Source organism: Exiguobacterium profundum (assembly GCF_042652865.1).
GTDB lineage: Bacteria > Bacillota > Bacilli > Exiguobacteriales > Exiguobacteriaceae > Exiguobacterium > Exiguobacterium profundum.
On sequence record NZ_JBHSHG010000003.1, the window covers coordinates 293,831 to 310,895 of the forward strand.

The 17,065-nt window shown below is 48.4% G+C and carries 17 protein-coding genes; all 17 read right to left on the reverse strand.

Going from position 1 to position 17,065, the window contains the following annotated elements:
- Nucleotides 1-48 precede the first annotated feature (48 nt).
- A complete protein-coding gene (locus tag ACFO4U_RS12235; protein ID WP_214691429.1) occupies nucleotides 49-546 on the reverse strand; it encodes a peptide-methionine (S)-S-oxide reductase in 498 nt (165 codons plus the stop codon).
- Between the two features lie 5 nt (nucleotides 547-551).
- Nucleotides 552-1,487 carry a hypothetical protein gene (locus ACFO4U_RS12240; protein ID WP_215244201.1) on the reverse strand — a complete coding sequence of 312 codons (936 nt, stop codon included), beginning with the start codon at nucleotides 1,485-1,487 and terminating at the stop codon, nucleotides 552-554.
- A gap of 21 nt (nucleotides 1,488-1,508) precedes the next feature.
- Nucleotides 1,509-2,960, reverse strand: coding sequence for an MBOAT family O-acyltransferase (locus tag ACFO4U_RS12245; RefSeq protein ID WP_214691414.1), 1,452 nt, complete (start codon nucleotides 2,958-2,960; stop codon nucleotides 1,509-1,511).
- A gap of 49 nt (nucleotides 2,961-3,009) precedes the next feature.
- Nucleotides 3,010-4,416, reverse strand: a complete 1,407-nt coding sequence (locus ACFO4U_RS12250; RefSeq protein ID WP_215244200.1) for an AMP-binding protein — start codon at nucleotides 4,414-4,416, stop codon at nucleotides 3,010-3,012.
- Nucleotides 4,413-4,658 carry an acyl carrier protein gene (locus ACFO4U_RS12255; protein WP_015880247.1) on the reverse strand — a complete coding sequence of 82 codons (246 nt, stop codon included), beginning with the start codon at nucleotides 4,656-4,658 and terminating at the stop codon, nucleotides 4,413-4,415. Before ACFO4U_RS12255 ends, ACFO4U_RS12250 begins: the two co-directional genes overlap by 4 nt.
- Nucleotides 4,659-4,830: 172 nt before the next feature.
- The gene (locus tag ACFO4U_RS12260) at nucleotides 4,831-5,385 is read right to left on the reverse strand and encodes a GNAT family N-acetyltransferase (protein WP_215244199.1); all 555 of its coding nucleotides are present in this window, start codon (nucleotides 5,383-5,385) and stop codon (nucleotides 4,831-4,833) included.
- Between the two features lie 24 nt (nucleotides 5,386-5,409).
- Nucleotides 5,410-6,360, reverse strand: coding sequence for a hypothetical protein (locus tag ACFO4U_RS12265; RefSeq protein WP_215244198.1), 951 nt, complete (start codon nucleotides 6,358-6,360; stop codon nucleotides 5,410-5,412).
- 152 nt (nucleotides 6,361-6,512) lie between these two features.
- Nucleotides 6,513-6,992 (reverse strand): 23S rRNA (pseudouridine(1915)-N(3))-methyltransferase RlmH, encoded by a 480-nt coding sequence (rlmH, locus tag ACFO4U_RS12270; protein WP_074034007.1) that lies wholly within the window; start codon nucleotides 6,990-6,992, stop codon nucleotides 6,513-6,515.
- A gap of 83 nt (nucleotides 6,993-7,075) precedes the next feature.
- Nucleotides 7,076-7,237: a CxxH/CxxC protein gene (locus tag ACFO4U_RS12275; protein ID WP_015880243.1), complete on the reverse strand. Its 162-nt coding sequence runs from the start codon at nucleotides 7,235-7,237 to the stop codon at nucleotides 7,076-7,078.
- A gap of 37 nt (nucleotides 7,238-7,274) precedes the next feature.
- Nucleotides 7,275-8,534, reverse strand: a complete 1,260-nt coding sequence (locus ACFO4U_RS12280) for a S1C family serine protease (RefSeq protein WP_214691419.1) — start codon at nucleotides 8,532-8,534, stop codon at nucleotides 7,275-7,277.
- Between the two features lie 51 nt (nucleotides 8,535-8,585).
- Complete coding sequence (locus ACFO4U_RS12285; protein ID WP_015880241.1) at nucleotides 8,586-9,377, reverse strand: MBL fold metallo-hydrolase; 792 nt, start codon at nucleotides 9,375-9,377, stop codon at nucleotides 8,586-8,588.
- Nucleotides 9,378-9,390: 13 nt separating this feature from the next.
- Complete coding sequence (locus ACFO4U_RS12290; RefSeq protein ID WP_159563198.1) at nucleotides 9,391-10,215, reverse strand: two-component system regulatory protein YycI; 825 nt, start codon at nucleotides 10,213-10,215, stop codon at nucleotides 9,391-9,393.
- Nucleotides 10,202-11,584, reverse strand: a complete 1,383-nt coding sequence (yycH, locus tag ACFO4U_RS12295) for a two-component system activity regulator YycH (protein ID WP_159563197.1) — start codon at nucleotides 11,582-11,584, stop codon at nucleotides 10,202-10,204. The genes ACFO4U_RS12290 and yycH overlap by 14 nt, the downstream gene beginning before the upstream one ends.
- Nucleotides 11,584-13,425: a cell wall metabolism sensor histidine kinase WalK gene (gene walK / locus ACFO4U_RS12300; RefSeq protein WP_074035234.1), complete on the reverse strand. Its 1,842-nt coding sequence runs from the start codon at nucleotides 13,423-13,425 to the stop codon at nucleotides 11,584-11,586. The genes yycH and walK overlap by 1 nt, the downstream gene beginning before the upstream one ends.
- Before the next feature lie 3 nt (nucleotides 13,426-13,428).
- Nucleotides 13,429-14,139, reverse strand: a complete 711-nt coding sequence (gene yycF, locus ACFO4U_RS12305) for a response regulator YycF (RefSeq protein WP_015880237.1) — start codon at nucleotides 14,137-14,139, stop codon at nucleotides 13,429-13,431.
- Between the two features lie 121 nt (nucleotides 14,140-14,260).
- Nucleotides 14,261-15,550, reverse strand: a complete 1,290-nt coding sequence (locus tag ACFO4U_RS12310; protein WP_078145962.1) for an adenylosuccinate synthase — start codon at nucleotides 15,548-15,550, stop codon at nucleotides 14,261-14,263.
- 158 nt (nucleotides 15,551-15,708) lie between these two features.
- Nucleotides 15,709-17,061: a replicative DNA helicase gene (gene dnaB / locus ACFO4U_RS12315; protein WP_015880235.1), complete on the reverse strand. Its 1,353-nt coding sequence runs from the start codon at nucleotides 17,059-17,061 to the stop codon at nucleotides 15,709-15,711.
- Nucleotides 17,062-17,065 lie beyond the last annotated feature (4 nt).

The following is a 17,065-nucleotide window of genomic DNA, read 5'->3' on the forward strand; positions in this document are numbered from 1 at the left end:
CGCGTCCATTTAGCTTTACTCATTTGGGAAAAAATGAAAAAAAGCATCTCAGAAGAGACGCTTTGATGATGACACGTTCTGATATTTTGTTAATAAGTCTTTCGGAATATGGCAATAATCATCCGGACAACGCGTCAGGCGGTCCTGATGCTCGTCCGCACTTCGCACATAGTTTGTGAGCGGCTTGACTTCAACAGCAATCCGCTTCGCATCCGAGCGTCGATCAATGAATGCCTGCGCCTCCATCACATGTTGTGACTCCTCACTGTAGACACCCGTTCGATACTTCTCTCCGACATCGATTCCTTGTTGGTTGATGCTGTATGGGTCGATGATTTCAAATAAATAGCCCATCAAATCATTGACCGTCACCACGTCCGGATCGAACGTCGTTTTGACGCACTCCGCGTATCCGTCATATTCCCCGTCCAACGTGTCCGTCGTTCCGTTCGCACGTCCCGCTTCAGTTGAAAGGACGCCAGGTAATGTCCTCACAAATTTTTGAACGCCCCATAGACATCCGCCCGCTAAATAGATTGTTTCGATTGGAATCACTCCCGTTCCATATTATCATCTTCATCTTGAATATACCCCAACCGCTTCAAATCTTCATAAACAAGCGTAGACAATAACGTTCGCCCGTCCCCATTCAAATGGTCCGGGTTATGGAAGAAGGATTGTTTGTGAATGAACCGTTCGTCCCCCATGTAGTTGAGGAATGGGACATCGATATCCAATTTTTCTAAATGCTGAAATACGAGGCGTTCCATGACCGCTTCGTCGAAATACGCATGATACGACGAATGGACCGGCTCCATCGCCAAGACGACGCGATACCCTTTCTTCTTGCAGTAATCGATGATGTCTTGTAAATATGCCATATTCTCTTCAATCTCGTGATTGTTCACGGCATTCTCATATTGGGCGGCGACTTCCTCATACTTACGCTCGGAATAGTTCAGCCCCCCATTCTCCCATGGCTTATGCGCATCGAAGCGAAAATCTCGGATTTCCCGGGAAATGGCGGCGTAGGCACTCCCACTGTTTAATGCAGGGAAGCGTTCGTGTGTATAGTAGTTGAACCAACTGACCGACTCCAAGTCTTCCCGTTCCAAGACGCGATAGTAGTTTTCTTTCCGACCGACGTTCGAATTGCTGAAGGTGATTTGTGATAACGACACAATCACGACCCCACCTGGCTTCAGATGTTCATCGTATTCTTTTAACATCTTCAAGTCATATTCGATTGGCTGACTCGGTAACGCCAAATCCAGATGCGATAATCCAAGCGACTTGAATGAATACCCGTACATCGCATGGGACGTCCCCAAATTGATGATGTCGACCGGGTGAGGGTCTTCCTTGAAGGCAAGGACAGCTCGGTTATTATTATATTCCCACGACTCTTTCACGAACTCGTTGACGGGAATGAAGATTGCGATGATGACGAGTAATACGACACCTATTTTGATTCCTAAACGCTTCATGCTAATTCCTTTCCATCCATCTTAGAACCCACCGTATACAAATCCTTGGCTCGACACGCCAAATAAGAACGCTGAGATAATCAAGAACAAGTTGATGGCCACACTCGTCACGGCAGACTGACGTGCCATCCAATCCCAAGCCGAACCTCTCGTCCGCTCGATATGTTGGAACAGATGAACGACGACAAAGACGACGAGGAAGATGATCAAATCGAGCAATGAGAAGATTTGAATCGCCTGCAACATGCCTGACGGTGCCCATGAAGAAGGCGTCACGTACAGTTTGGCATGCGAGAACGCCTCCGCCATGGAGTGCGACTGGAAGAAGACACGTGAGAAACAGACGAGCTGGAACGTGATGGCGATTTTCCACCACCGATGCAGTGTCGGCACACGGTCAAATCCGACCCATGACGCCATTTTTTCACGTTGTTGTTTCGTATGATCTCCGAAGACGCGATAGATTCCATGAATGAGTCCCCATAAGACGAAGTTCCATGCGGCTCCGTGCCAAATTCCACTTACTAAAAATGTCGCAAGGATGGCACCATAAATTTGTTCGCGTTTCTTCTTTCCTTTCGCGAGTGGCATGAAGATATAATCCCGTAGCCACATCGAAAGCGTGATATGCCAGCGGTTCCAGAAGTCGGCAATCGATACGGCGAAGTGCGGTTGCTTGAAGTTTTCCGATAAGCGAATCCCGAGTAAGCGTGCACAGCCGATCGCGATGTCACTGCATGCCGAGAAGTCCGCGAACAGTTGAATCGAGAACAACATCGTCGCGAGCACAATCTCCGAACCGGTCGGGTCCGGGCTATTGAACACACTCGCGACAATCGGGGCCAACCGATCGGCAATCAATGTCTTCTTGAAGAATCCCCAAATGATGCGCTGGATGCCGTAGCTGATGTTGTCATAGTCAAGATGTTGCTCCGTCTTCAACTGCGGCAACAGTTTTTTCGCCCGCTCAATCGGACCTGCCACAAGTTGTGGGAAGAAGGCGAAATAAACCGAGAAATAGCCATAATGACGCTCCGCCTTCTGCTTCCCGCGCGAGACGTCCACGACGTAACTGATGGCCTGGAACGTATAAAAGGAAATCGCCAACGGTAAGACGATTTCTCTATACGGGACGTCATAATCAAATCCGCTCCATGTAGCAAATGAACGGAGCGAATCATTGACGAAATTAAAATATTTGAACCAGCCGAGGAAGAAGACGAGCACCGAGACACCGACCCACATGAGCCGTTTTTTCTGCTCCTTCTTCTCCTGTTTCTCAATCAGAATTCCAATCACATAGGTGAAAGCGGTACTGATCAGCAGGAGCGGGATGAATTGAACGCTCAACGTGGCGTAAAAGACATAGCTCGCCAACAAAAGGAGCACCCAACGATATCGATGTGGAACCATATAGTACGTTCCAACGATGAGTGTTAAAAATAAGAGAAATTCAATCGAAATAAAAGTCATATTTACCACCTGATGTTATGAAACTTGATGATATACCGATTCCTGACAATCAGGTGGTCACAAGTTCTCGCTTCGGCAATGCGGCATAACGAATCTTCCCGAACGCATTACGCGGAATCTCGTCAATCTGCATCACCCGAACACCTTTCACCTTGATTTGTTCTTTGATGATTTTTTGAATGCGTGCAACGTCATCTTGTAACGTATACACGTATAACTGGTCGTCTTCCCCGGCACAGACGGAGTCATGTCCATGCTCTCGAAGGAGCGCCTCGACTTCGTCTAGGCTGATTCGACTGCCATACAGTTTGATCATGCGCTTGATTCGGCCGACGATAAAGAAGTATCCATCCTCGTCACGATACGCCATGTCACCTGTTCGTAAAACACCGTGATTGTCATCACCTTTTGAAAGGTCCGCTAACGAGGTCGCATACCCAAACGACACGTTGTCGCCTTGATACACCAGTTCGCCCGTCACATTCGCATCTTTGATGTCGTTCCCGGCTTCATCTCGTAACGAGAGCGTTCCACCAGGGATGGCAATTCCGATGCTACCGGCTTTTTTCGCATGCATCCGATCCGGTAAATACGACATCCGGGCCGTCGCCTCCGTCTGACCGTACATGATGAAAAATTGAATTCCTTTTTCTTCACATACCGTTGAGAAGTGCTGCGCAAGCTTCGGATCTAACTTGCCACCGGCTTGCGTCAACTTCTTCAGGCTTGGGAGGTCGTACGTCTCAAACTTCAATCGTTTCAACATCTCATAATGAAACGGGACCCCACCAAACGTGGTTGCCTTCTCGGCACGACATAGCTCCCAAAACTCCTTTTGAACGATTGAGCGGTCTGTCAGGATGAGGGTCGCTCCTTTTAACAGATGACTGTTGATGATGGAGAGTCCATACGAATAGTTCATCGGAAGTGTCGTGATTGGTTTATCCGTTTGATCGATGTCGAGATAGTCGATGATGGATGAAGCGTTCGCCATCAGATTTTTGTATGTGAGGCGAACAAGTTTCGGACTCCCTGTACTACCGGAAGTTGTCAACAGAAGGGCAAGCTCCTCATGAAGTTGGTGGCGAACCGATGTTTCGTTTTCAAATAGGGCGTAGCCGCCATAAGCATAGAAAGAATCTAGCGACTCAGCCAAATCCTCCCTCGTCTCCGGAGCCCAGACGTGAGTCGGTTGATACCGTTCCATCAACTTCTGTAATTGTTCTACTGGAATATCTGCATCGAGCAAGACCGGGACGACTCGTCCACGGAGAAAGCCGATATATGCGAAGAGCGACTCGACTCGGTTAGCACATAAACAGAAGACGAGCGACCGTTCGCCGACTTCCTGACAAATCGAGTCCCCGACTTCCATCATCTCTTTATATGAATAAGAGCGGTCCGCATAGACCACCTCACGATCCGTGTACTGCTCGAGTGTTTGAAAAAGCGTCATGACTGGATGTCCACACCGAGACGTTGCAACAACGCGATACCAGACTGATACGAATGGAACTCTGTCATTTCATCCGAGTCGATATACACGTCAAACGCATCCTCGATTTCAGCGATGAGGGTCATATGTCCAATCGAATCCCACTCCGTTGATTCCCCAAGCTTCATCTCTTCAAGGACCACATCGTCCTCTAGTTCCAATCCATTTCGAAATGCCATGTTATATGCTTCAAGCGTGCTCATTGTATTCATCCTTTCACATTCACTCAACCTTATTCGATTCCATCTATTCTTATCGACTGATAATGATAATCATTTGCCTTGTGATTCTATCACAATTTTTCGAAATCCTCAATTCTTCATAGGAGATAAAGCTTGAAGTTGAGCGATTTTTTGTATGAAAAAGACCACATCGTTATGATGCGATCTCAGGAGATGATAAAACATATTCGAGTTGTAAGTCGAGTGGTTCTGCCTCGTACACTTCTGGCACGATTTCTTCGGCTAACGTACATCCCATCGCTTCATAGAAATGATACGTATCAATAGCCGGATTCGCCCCGATGTATAGTTTCTTCGCACCTCGTTCGATTGCTGCCTGACAGACACGTTCAAATAATCGCTTTCCGATTCCCTGACCTCGGAAAGGACGACTCATATGAATGAAGCCCAAATTCAAATACTGATCATCCGGTCCGAGCAGGTGTCCATCCAGTCCGGCAAAGCCGAGTAACGTTTCACCATTTTGGATTGCGACAACAACTCCGCCACGGTCGATGTAGTAGTTGAGAATCTCGATGACCTGTTGTTTTTTCGCATCGTCCCATTCATCAATATAGTGCTCGTCTTTTTGATAAAGCTCACCATTTGGATCCACGGCATAGATGCGATGCGTTTCCTGGAAACGTTCGAAGGTGTTTAGAAAGTTTGAATCCAGTCGATTTGTTAGGAGGTGAATCGTAGCGTTCATCGTAGTCTCCTTGTGATAAAATTTTCAATCCTGTAAAGCTTCTGTCAGACGAATCATTTGAAGTTCTGACTTCACCGAATTGATAGAAGAGATCGTTTCATTAGAACGTTTAGCCAAATCCTCCGGTAAATTTTTCAATCGTTCAGACGATTCATCAAGCTCTTTCATAAATTGTTCATGTTGGCTTTGATCAATCTTAGTCACTTGTTTCTTCTCTTTCCAAAATTGCAGAGATTGGATTACTTTTTCACTCGATGACTGGAACGAATAATAAGTGGAGATCGTTTTATTTACTGACAAAAGAACCTTCGAAGAGATTTCTAATGCCTCATGTGCCTCAACAGTCGAATTCCGGATATCTTCAATTTGATAAATCAACTCAGAATCTAGCTCTTTTTCAATATCAATTAGTTTCACTGGGTCATGTGAATTTTGATAGTCACTATATGATTGCTCGACCCGTTCGCGAGTTTTTTTCATATCTGCTTTTACTTGTGATAAATGCTCTAATCGAAATAAAATGGCATCCAATTCTGTCAAAGCATTATTTGTATTACTAACATATCCACTGACTTTTCCCAAAAGCGGGTTATTCACCATGCTGTTAACGCCAGATAAAACAAGAGTGGCTGAATCAATTTGTTCTAAGAGATCTCGGATTGGAAATAACTTTTCATTCACCAACTCAACTTGATTCACAATCTCAGATAAATCTTTCTCATACTCATTTAAGTCATTTAATATTTTCGGGGTTTTTTCTTCAATGACGGCGAGTGAATCTTGTTGCATTTGCTCAATTTTCATTTGAGAGGATTGATCAGCAGAGACTTTTTCTGATTCAGACTGATTCAACTTGCTCACTATGTAACTTACTGAACCTGATACGATAAGCGATGAGACAAGCGTAATCGGTAATAAATACCGTTGAAACGTAGAAGTCCGCTTTCTCGTCAATGTATCTTTTTTCGATTCCATATGTAACGAATCTCCTTTAAATATAATGAAAAAATTATTTTTTGATGGTAATTATCTATATTGTAATGGCTGATTCTTACAACAACAATTGTATTTCTATTTTTAAGCAAGAAAAAAACCTGTATCTCATATAAGAAACACAGGTTTTGAAATTATTTATGGTATGGTTCATTCCGATTGATTCGATATGCCCGATAAATCTGCTCACACAACACGAGCTTCATGAGTTGGTGAGGGAACGTCATCTTCGAGAACGAGATTGTATCGTCCGCTCGCTTCATCACATCGTCCGACAGACCGAGCGATCCCCCGATGACGAAGGCGATTTTACTCTTTCCATACGTCGCGAGTTGATCGAGTTCACGGGCGAACTCTTCACTCGTCCGCTGCTTTCCTTGAATCGCCAAGGCGATGACGTGCGTATCTGGAGATATCTTCGCCAAAATCCGCTCGCCTTCCTTTTGTTTTACTAGTAACATATCTGCCTCACTCAAATGCTCGGGTGCTTTTTCGTCTGAGACCTCGATTTCCTGCACTTTTGCGTAGGCAGACAGCCGCTTTGTATACTCGGCAATTCCTTGCTTTAAATATTTTTCTTTCAGTTTGCCGACCGTGATAATTGAAATATTCATCCAATTCTTCCTTTTTCCACAGTTTTTTTGGAGTTATCCATAGGGTTATCCACAGAGTTATCCACAAATCCACATGTTGATAATTAGTTTTTGCTTGACACAATATATGTTGCATCGGCTTCACAGAACTCACATGTCACGTGTTCACTTGTGGATAATTCCTCTAGCAACGGGTATTCACCTGTTTCATCCACAATGATGTCTAAAGCGATTTCAACATGTTCCTTGCATACTTTTTTTTCCACAGTTTTTCCTCCTTAAAAAAGAAGCGTCGCCGCTTCTTTATGTTGCTTCAGTTAATGTCGCCTCGGTTTTTCTTGCTTCCCCGCGACGTAAATACTCAATGGTAATCGTATCACCGACCGTCGCATCACGATAGAGCGCATCGCGTAAATCGACGTATCGTTTGATCTCCCGGTCTCCGATTTTCGTGATGACATCTCCAACACGCAGTCCCGCTTCTTCAGCCGGACTACCCGGTGTCACTTCTTCGACGAAGACACCGTCTTCCTGGTCGAAGGAGATTCCATACTCTTCTCGGATGTTTCCGGGTACAGCGATGACTTCCTGAATCGTGACACCGAGCTGTGCCCGCGTCACCTTGCCGTCGCGTTCTAACATGTCAATGACCGGTAGCGCCACGTTGACGGGAATGGAGAATCCAACCCCTTCTACGCTCGCCTCGGCGATTTTCATCGAATTGATTCCGACGAGCTCTCCACGAATGTTGATGAGCGCACCACCCGAATTCCCCGGGTTGATGGCCGCATCCGTCTGAATGACTTCCGCGTTATAATCCATCAAGCCGTCGCTGTTCGTATCGACCGGCACCGTCCGCTCGACACCACTGACGATACCACGCGTAACCGAGTTTGAGAAGACACCAAGCGGATTTCCGATGGCCATGACGGTCTCGCCAGCTTGGAGAACGGTGGAGTCACCGAGAACAATCGGCTCCACATCGATGTTTTTTGGTAACTCGACCTCAGCGACAGCCAAGTCGTTGAGCGGGTCTTCGCCTAAAATGGTTGCCGATGCGATTTGACCATCGGAAAAGGCGATGTTGACCTCGTCCGCTTCTTCGATGACATGGAAGTTCGTGACGATATAGGCCGTGTTTCCTTCTACTTTATAGATGACACCGGATCCGGCACCCGCCTCCCATTGCGAGTCCGAGGTGAACGCACGCTGGATATTGGTGATGCTGACGACGGACGTCTTCGCCCCAAGGACAGCGGTCGTGACGTCCGATTCGGTGACGGTGACGGCCTGTTCGGTCCGCGTCAGTTCATTCGTCACAAAACGAGAGGTCGGCGAATCCCAGAGCATCACGATGACAAAAAACAAAGCCGCTCCTAAGAATCCGCCAACCCCTCCGAGTAACAACGGTTTTATATTTGGTCTCGGCTTATGGCGTACGTGCTCCTCTTGCTTCGGTCGCCATTCGCTCCGAGACGGATACGTCGATTTCTCTTCTGTTGCTTCGTGTACTTCAGGTTCGACGTCTTGAGGTTCATACTCATGGTGTCTCTCTTCGTTCACGACGCGTCCCCCCTTCAAGACAGTGTGATAACTGTCTTTTCCCAAGTTTCCTTATAAAGAAACGAGTGAAGTGGGGATTGTCGGGTCCGTGTCGCACAATTTGATTCGACCTAAGTCGACGTCTCGCATGCCGAGTGTTTGTGAGACGCTCATCTGTGCGAGCTCTTTCATGTTGTTGTCTTTACTTAAATGGGCCAAATAGATCCGTTTCGTGCGGTCACCGATGACCTCACTCATCGCGATGGCTGCATCCTCGTTCGAGACGTGGCCATAGTCGCCGAGGATTCGTCGTTTGACACTCCATGGATAACGCCCCATCTGCAACATCGAGACGTCATGGTTCGACTCAAAGATGAAGTCGTCCGCTCCACGGATGATTCCTTTCATCCGGTCCGAGACATAACCCGTGTCGGTGATATGGGCTAATCGTTTCCCGTCATGGGCAAACTGATAAAACATTGGGTCTGCCGCATCATGGCTCACGTTGAACGTCTCGATTTCAATATCCCCGAACTGTTTCACATCTCCGACTTCGATTTGAAACTTCAAGGCAGGATCAATCTTTCCAATCAGTGATTCCATCGCCGCCCATGTCTTCGCATTCGCATAAATCGGTAAATTATACTTACGTGCTAATATCCCGACACCTTTAATATGGTCGGAGTGCTCATGGGTGACGAGCAGTGCGTCGATTCCGTCAAATGACCGACCGATGGCTTCGATGCGCTGTTGCATCGCTTTTCCGGTCAATCCGGCATCGACGAGCAGCTTCGTCCGTTCCGTCTCGATATAGAGGGCGTTTCCGGTCGACCCGCTCGCTAACACACTATACTGTAAAGTCACGCAATCACTCCTTTCATTCTTTCGTTTCAAACTCCACGTGCTCGACTGTTCCATCGATTGCATTGACGAAGTAGACCTGATCATCAATTCCGATCGACCAAAGCGGTGGCATGATGATCAAACTGCCAGAGCTGTCGAGCGGTAAACTGTAAAATCCGGTATTGATGGCCCGCATCTCCTGGTTCGGTTGGAAGTACTTCCGAGACGCGAGTTGTGAGATGGCTTCACTGGCCGTCAACACGAGGTCATCTTGCGTTTTTGAGGAGAGGTCTTTTAAATGACGCTGTTTATAATCCGTCACTTCGAACGACTCGTTCAACTGAATGAGGATGAGGGACGGACCGATGTACATTTCCGTGCCACCCTCGACTTCAGGTGCTGAAAAAATCTTGTTGTCCTCGAATGTTTGTACGAAAGCAACCTGTCTCGTTTTTTCATCGTAGCGCCAGTAGGCGTACTCGTTTCCAAACGGAACATATTCCGCCACAAACGTCGAAGCGGTCGTCCGCAAATCCTTCGCATCGAGCGGCACGGGTTGTTTCAACTCGACTTCGAGTTGCATGTTGTCGAGCGTCGTCGCGAGCTGCGCCTCCCGATTTTTCGTGATCATCGCAGCTGACATCTCTTCAGACGAACCCGTCAAATAGCCGATATCTCGACCCATCCGTGGCAATTTTGCCGGATCGACGTTCCGCTGGTCTAAAATCTGCGTGATCGAGGTGTTGTCATTCGTCACGACTTCGGTCGCCCATGTTTCCGTCAGCAATTGAAACAACAGATAGATGTTCAAGGCGAGGAAGGCGAAGATTAAAATCGATTTCGCTTTACTCCAATCCACGATACATCATCCTTTCTGTCCAATCGTCTCCTTGATTGTATGGGACCCAACGGCCCGCCTCACGCACGAACCAGTTCGGTGAAAACGTCACATAGCGGCTCGTGTCCTCGTTATATTCGATCTCATAACCGATTCGAATCTCGGTCACGTTCTCAAATCGTCCGGAGTTGATGAGCGTACCGAGCACCTCATCCGCATCAGCCAACTGTGTCGTGCCGACGGTGATCAGGCGATCGATTTCCAAGTGGTTACGTGTGATTGACCGGACCTGTGCCCCGTCGTTTTCCACACGTAATGTGGATAAATCGATGGCATCGTTGTTGATAAACGCTTCACGCTGACTGAAGACGGGATACCCTTTCACGTGAAAACGGAACACGGTCGTTTCAAATCCTTTATTGGCCGGTGTGATGGCATCGAATCGAAGGGACAGCCCTTGATTCTCAGACGCTTCATCGACCCATCCCCCGTGGAAGTTCACGAATTCCACAATGGAATCTAACCCGATTGCTGTATCACGCTCGGTGCTATTCCGGGACAGGTTTCGATAGCGACTGGCGTTCAGTTTCGCATCATATTCCGCCACACTGACACCATTCGTCAACGCCCCGACCGAGCTTGCCGGGTCGACTTCTTGAACGTTCGGGTCACCTGGGAAGAACGTATCTCGCATCCAGTCGAGACGAGTGTCGATTTGAATCGACGACACGTCATACGCGAACAACTCATTCATCTCAGGTCCGACGACCGGGATATAATTCACGCGTTCATCCGTATACGTCACGCGCTTCATCGTTCGACTCGAGTTTTTTAAGAAAAGACTGTTCACATCGCCGTTTCCGACTTTCGTCAACTTCCCTTCCCAAATGGACTGGTCGCTCATGATGGCACGAATGTTGAACGCACTGTCATCCATATAAATGAGGATTCGCTGTGGAATCTTCCCAGACAGACTATACGTTCCCGGAAGCATATAGCTGAGCGTGTCCGCATAGTAGGCCTCCGGTAAGATCAACTCCAGTCCCTCGTTGATATCCGTATAGAAACTCGGGACGTTTTTCACAGCGAGCGGCTTGAACTCACTCGCTTCAAATGAATCCCGAATGACACGCATCAGTTGCTTCGGTGTATTCTTTGAAGCGAACACAGCATTGTTGTCATGCACGACCGCTTGAACGGGAATGATGACCTGGTCCGCTCGACGCTGCAATGACTCGTCCACCGTCGTGAGTTGCGTTTCAGATTGGACGGCCTGATACGTGGGATGGTAGTCCCACAAGATGATGGTTTGAACAATCGACGTGACGATTAACGTGAGCAAAATGAACGACTTCCACAGTTCCGGCTTTGCAATCGTAAACCGTTTCATCAATCATTCACCTCCACAATCGTATCGAACGGGATCGTGAAGTAAATCGTTGTACCTCTTCCAAATTCACTCTCTGCCCAGATGTCGCCACCGTGAGCGGAAACGACTTCCTTGGCAATCGATAGACCGAGCCCGGTACCACCGATGTTACGCGCCCGTGCCTTATCGACACGATAGAAACGCTCGAAAATTTTCTTCAAGTTCGACTTCGGAATCCCGACCCCTTCATCCTTGATGCCGATGACGAGGCGTTTCGCCCGAAGCATCGTCCGGAACGTAATCGTCCCGCCTTCTGGTGAGAACTTGATGGCGTTCGTGATGATGTTGTCGATGACTTGGGTCATCTTATCTTGATCGGCATGCACGTAGACACGACGCTTCATCAGTTTGCGACGGAATTGAATCGCATCCCCTTTCGTCATCTCGTGACGGTCGATAATGTCGTTAAAGAACTGCACAAAGTCGAACTTCACCTTCTGCATCTTATATTCTTTACTGTCCATCTTCGAGAGCTGCAACAAGTCATTGACGAGGCGAATCATCCGCTCCGTCTCGTTTTGCGTCGTCTCTAAGAAACGTGGCGCCAATTCCTCATCCTGATAAGCACCTTCTGCAAGAACCTCCAAGTAACTACGCATCGTCGTGAGCGGCGTCCGCAATTCATGACTGACGTTCGCAACGAATTCACGGCGGTCCTGTTCGACCTGTTCTTGTTCCGTGACGTCATGCAAGACGACGATGAGACCTGTGATTGGTCCACTATGTTTTTGAATCGGTGAGAAATAGGCACGAACGAGGAACAATTCTTCATCCGTACTGAGGTCAATCAGTTTCGTCGGCATCGTGCCGTCTTCCGGAATGATGATTTCCTCTTCGAATGCGAGGAGATTTTGTAGATTCGTCCCCATCGCCTCTTCTTCATCGACCCCAATCATGTCGCGCGCCTGGTCGTTCATCAAGATGACCCGTAGCGAGCGGTCGGTCGCGACCACACCGTCGGACATGTTCTCAAGGACACTCGTCAAGCGGCGTCGTTCGGCTTCCGTCGTCGCGTTCGCCTCCATCAACTCGTCCGTCAATTCATTGAATGCGTAAGCGAGTTGACCGACCTCGTCATCCGAATACACTTTAACTTTTCGTGAGAAGTTCCCTTTCCGCATCTCGACGGCCTGCCTCCGCATATCGGCAATCGGTCGCGTGATGGTGCGCGATAAGAGAATTCCGAGGAACGAGGTGATGATGAGTGCGATCAACGTCCCTGTTGCGAGGATACGTGTCACTTGTTCCATCTGGTTGTAGATGGACTTCATCGATGCCTCGATATAGATCATCCCGGTCGTCGTACCGTCCACTTCCGACTTGATCGGAACGGCAACGACGCGCATTCGGTCATTTGAATCTTCATAGACGAGCGTCTCTTGCGCCCCGCCTGTCGCGAATGACTTTTGAATGAACGTGCTCGCGGTCCGTTGTCCGACGAGACTTTGATTATTTTGGTTCGAGGTTGCCCGGACGACACTGTTCGTGTCGATGATTTGGACTTCTCGAATGTCGTCAGCTAGCGTCGTGCTCTCTGTAAATTCAGACAGCAGCTGATCCAGTAACTGGTTCAACTGCTGGTCCGTGGTCAAGTCACTCTCGTTCGCGGCAGTCCCCTCACTGATGTTATAGCTCAGTAGGTTCGCCCGGTCGACAAGTGACTGCGAGAAGTTGTTGATGTATTGCCGTTCCAAAGAACGCACAAAGTACACGCCGATGACTTGCATCGCAACGAGAATGAGCAGCGCATAGATGACGACGAGCTTCCACTGGATTGATTTAAAGAAGTTCGTCCGTTTCATCGTTTAATCTTCTTCTCCTGCCTTCAAATAATACCCGACGCCACGACGCGTAATGATATACGTCGGAGTCGATGGATTGTCCTCAACTTTTTCACGAAGACGACGTACTGTGACATCCACGGTACGCACATCACCGAAGTAATCATAGCCCCATACCGTTTGGAGCAAGTGCTCCCGCGTCATCACTTGCCCGATGTTTTGGGCGAGGTAATGAATCAATTCGAACTCGCGATGTGTCAATTCGATCTTCTCATCCCGTTTCGTCACCATGTACGAATCCGGATGAATCGTCAAGTCGCCGATCACGATATCGTTCGCGTTGGCTCCTTTTGCTTCTGGCGCCGGTGCTGTCGCATGACGTCGCATGTTCGCTTTGACACGGGCTAACAATTCACGTGAGCTGAACGGCTTTGTGACGTAATCGTCTGCGCCGAGCTCTAGTCCGAGTACTTTGTCGATCTCGGAATCTTTTGCCGTCAACATGATGATCGGCATATCGTATTTCTTCCGCACCTCACGGCATACTTCCATGCCGTCCTTGAGCGGAAGCATGATGTCGAGCAAGATGAGATCCGGTTGAATCTCTTCTACTTTGACGAGTGCTTCTTCACCGTCATAGGCAACGTGCACCTGGTAACCTTCTTTTTCAAGTTTAAACTTCAATATATCTGCGATTGGTTGTTCGTCATCTACCACTAAAATCGTACGATCCATTCAGTGAGTCCTCCTCTTATCATTAAACGTACATGCCTACATTGTAACTCTTTTTAAACAGCTTAGAAAGCGTGGTCCATTTCCGTGGAAATAGAAAAAGAGAGCCCGGTGGCTCCCTTTCTTATGCTTCGTAAATATCACGCAAGATGACTGTCTGTTCACGAGCCGGTCCGACCGAGAACGTCAACAATTCGATTCCTGTCAATTCCTCGATGCGACGCACGTAACGCTGTGCGTTCTCCGGAAGGTCTTCAAAGCGACGAACCCCTGTGATATCCTCTGTCCAGCCAGGAAGCTCTTCGTATACCGGTACACACTTCTCAAGGACGCGGAAGTTCGGTGGATACTCGTCAAGATGCTTTCCTTCATACTCATACGATGTACAAATCTTAAGCGTCTCAAGACCTGTCAGCACATCGATTGAGTTGAGGCAAAGATCTGTGATCCCACTGACGCGGCGTGAGTGACGCACGACGACCGAGTCGAACCAGCCGACACGGCGTGGACGACCTGTTGTCGTTCCATATTCTTTCCCGACTTCACGGATTGTATGACCGATCTCATCGTCGAGCTCTGTCGGGAACGGACCGTCTCCAACGCGTGACGTATATGCTTTACAGACACCAACCACGTGATGAATCTTCGATGGCCCGATTCCGGCACCACTCGATACGCCGCCTGATGCAGCATTCGACGATGTGACAAACGGATACGTTCCATGGTCGATATCGAGAAGGACCCCTTGAGCCCCTTCAAAGAGAACTTTTTTCTCTTCGTCGAGCGCATCGTTCAACACGACCGATGTATCACACACGTATTTCGCGAACTGTTGACCATACGCGTAGTATTCTTCAAAGATGTCATCGAACTCGATTGGATCGACTTCATACATTTTCACGAACATGCGATTTTTTAGTTCAAGTACAGTCTTTAGCTTCTCCGCAAACACTTCTTTGTCGAGAAGGTCGGCGATGCGAATCCCGATACGTGCCGCCTTGTCCATATACGCTGGACCGATTCCTTTCAGTGTCGTACCGACTTTCGCGTCACCTTTCGCCTCTTCTTCGAGACGATCTTGAAGCTGGTGGTATGGCAAGATGATATGCGCCCGGTTCGAGATCCGGAGGTTATCCGTGCTCACACCCCGTTCATGTAAGTAAGCGAGTTCTGTCACGAGTGATTTCGGGTTGACGACCATCCCGTTCCCGATGACACACGTCTTATCCGAATAGAAAATCCCAGACGGAATGAGGTGAAGTTTATATTTCGTATCATTGAAGACGATCGTGTGACCAGCGTTGTCTCCCCCTTGATAACGCGCGACGACTTCGGCTTGTTTCGATAAGAAATCGGTGATCTTCCCTTTCCCTTCATCGCCCCACTGCGTTCCCACTACGACTACTGATGACATAATGAATCCTCCTTATTAATCAACGTTCTGTTCAAACCATCCGTAAGTGTACACTTGAAAAGCAAGAAAGTCAATTGAATACCGAACGTTTTATATAAGATGTAACTATTCGTTCGTCATTTTGATCTAATCCTATACAAAAAAAGACACCACCGACGTTACATCGGTGGTGCGAAGGCTTGCGTCTCCATATTGACGAACTTGTTGTACTCTTTCCTGAAGGAGAGCTTGACCGTACCGGTCGGACCGTTACGTTGTTTCGCAATGATGATTTCAATCGTATTGGCGTCTTCACTCTCTTTATCGTAATAGTCATCACGATAGAGGAAGGCGACGATATCGGCATCCTGCTCGATTGCTCCCGATTCACGGATATCGGACATCATCGGTCGCTTGTCTTGACGACTCTCTACGCCACGTGAGAGCTGAGACAAGGCGATGACCGGTACTTGTAGTTCCCGTGCGATTGCTTTGAGCGTACGTGAGATTTCCGATACTTCTTGTTGGCGGTTCTCGCCCGGTTTCCCGTTCCCGACGATGAGCTGCAAGTAGTCAATCATGATCATCCCGAGACCATGTTCCTGCTTCAATCGGCGACATTTGGCTCGGATTTCGTTGACCCGAAGACCCGGTGTATCGTCGATGTAGATGCCTGCTTGGGAGAGCGACGACATCGCAAGGGAGAGACGACCCCAATCTTCCGCTTCAAGACGACCGGTCCGGAGGCGCTGGGCATCGATGTTCCCTTCCGCACACAACATACGCATGACGAGTTGCTCGGCACCCATCTCCAAACTGAAGATGGCAACGTTCTCACCCGTACGGACCGCGACGTTTTGCGAGATGTTCAAGGCGAACGCGGTCTTCCCGACAGATGGACGGGCGGCCACGATAATCAAATCGTTTCGTTGGAAACCGGCCGTCATCTTATCCAAATCCGTGAACCCGGTCGCAATCCCGGTGATTTCACCGCTCGACTGATGTAGCTTTTCAATCGTCGAGTACGCATCGGATAAGACAGAACCAATCGGGTGGAAGCTCGATTGTCCTTTTCGCTGCGATACTTTTAGAATATTTCGCTCGGCATCAGATAAAACAGAATCCACCTCATCTTGACGCTCATAACCATCCGAGACAATGTTGGTCGCAGTTCGAATCAGGCGACGGAGTGCCGCCTTTTGGTCGACGACGTTCAAGTAATAGCCGATGTTCCCGATGGCGGGAACGGATTCCGCGACCTCCGCCAAATAGTTGAGGCCCCCGATTTCGTCCAAAATCCCTTGCGCCTGTAACTCGGAACTGAGCGTGACCAAGTCGACGAGCTCGCCTCGGTCATTGATCTTTAGCATCGCTTCAAAGATGCGTTGGTGGCTGACACGATAAAAGTCGTCCGGGTCGACCCGCTCTGAGGCCGTAATCAACCGATCCGAATCGAGGATGATTGCCCCTAAGACGGCTTGCTCCGCTTCCACGCTATGCGGTGGTGTATTGACTTGAATCGCATCACTCATCCGT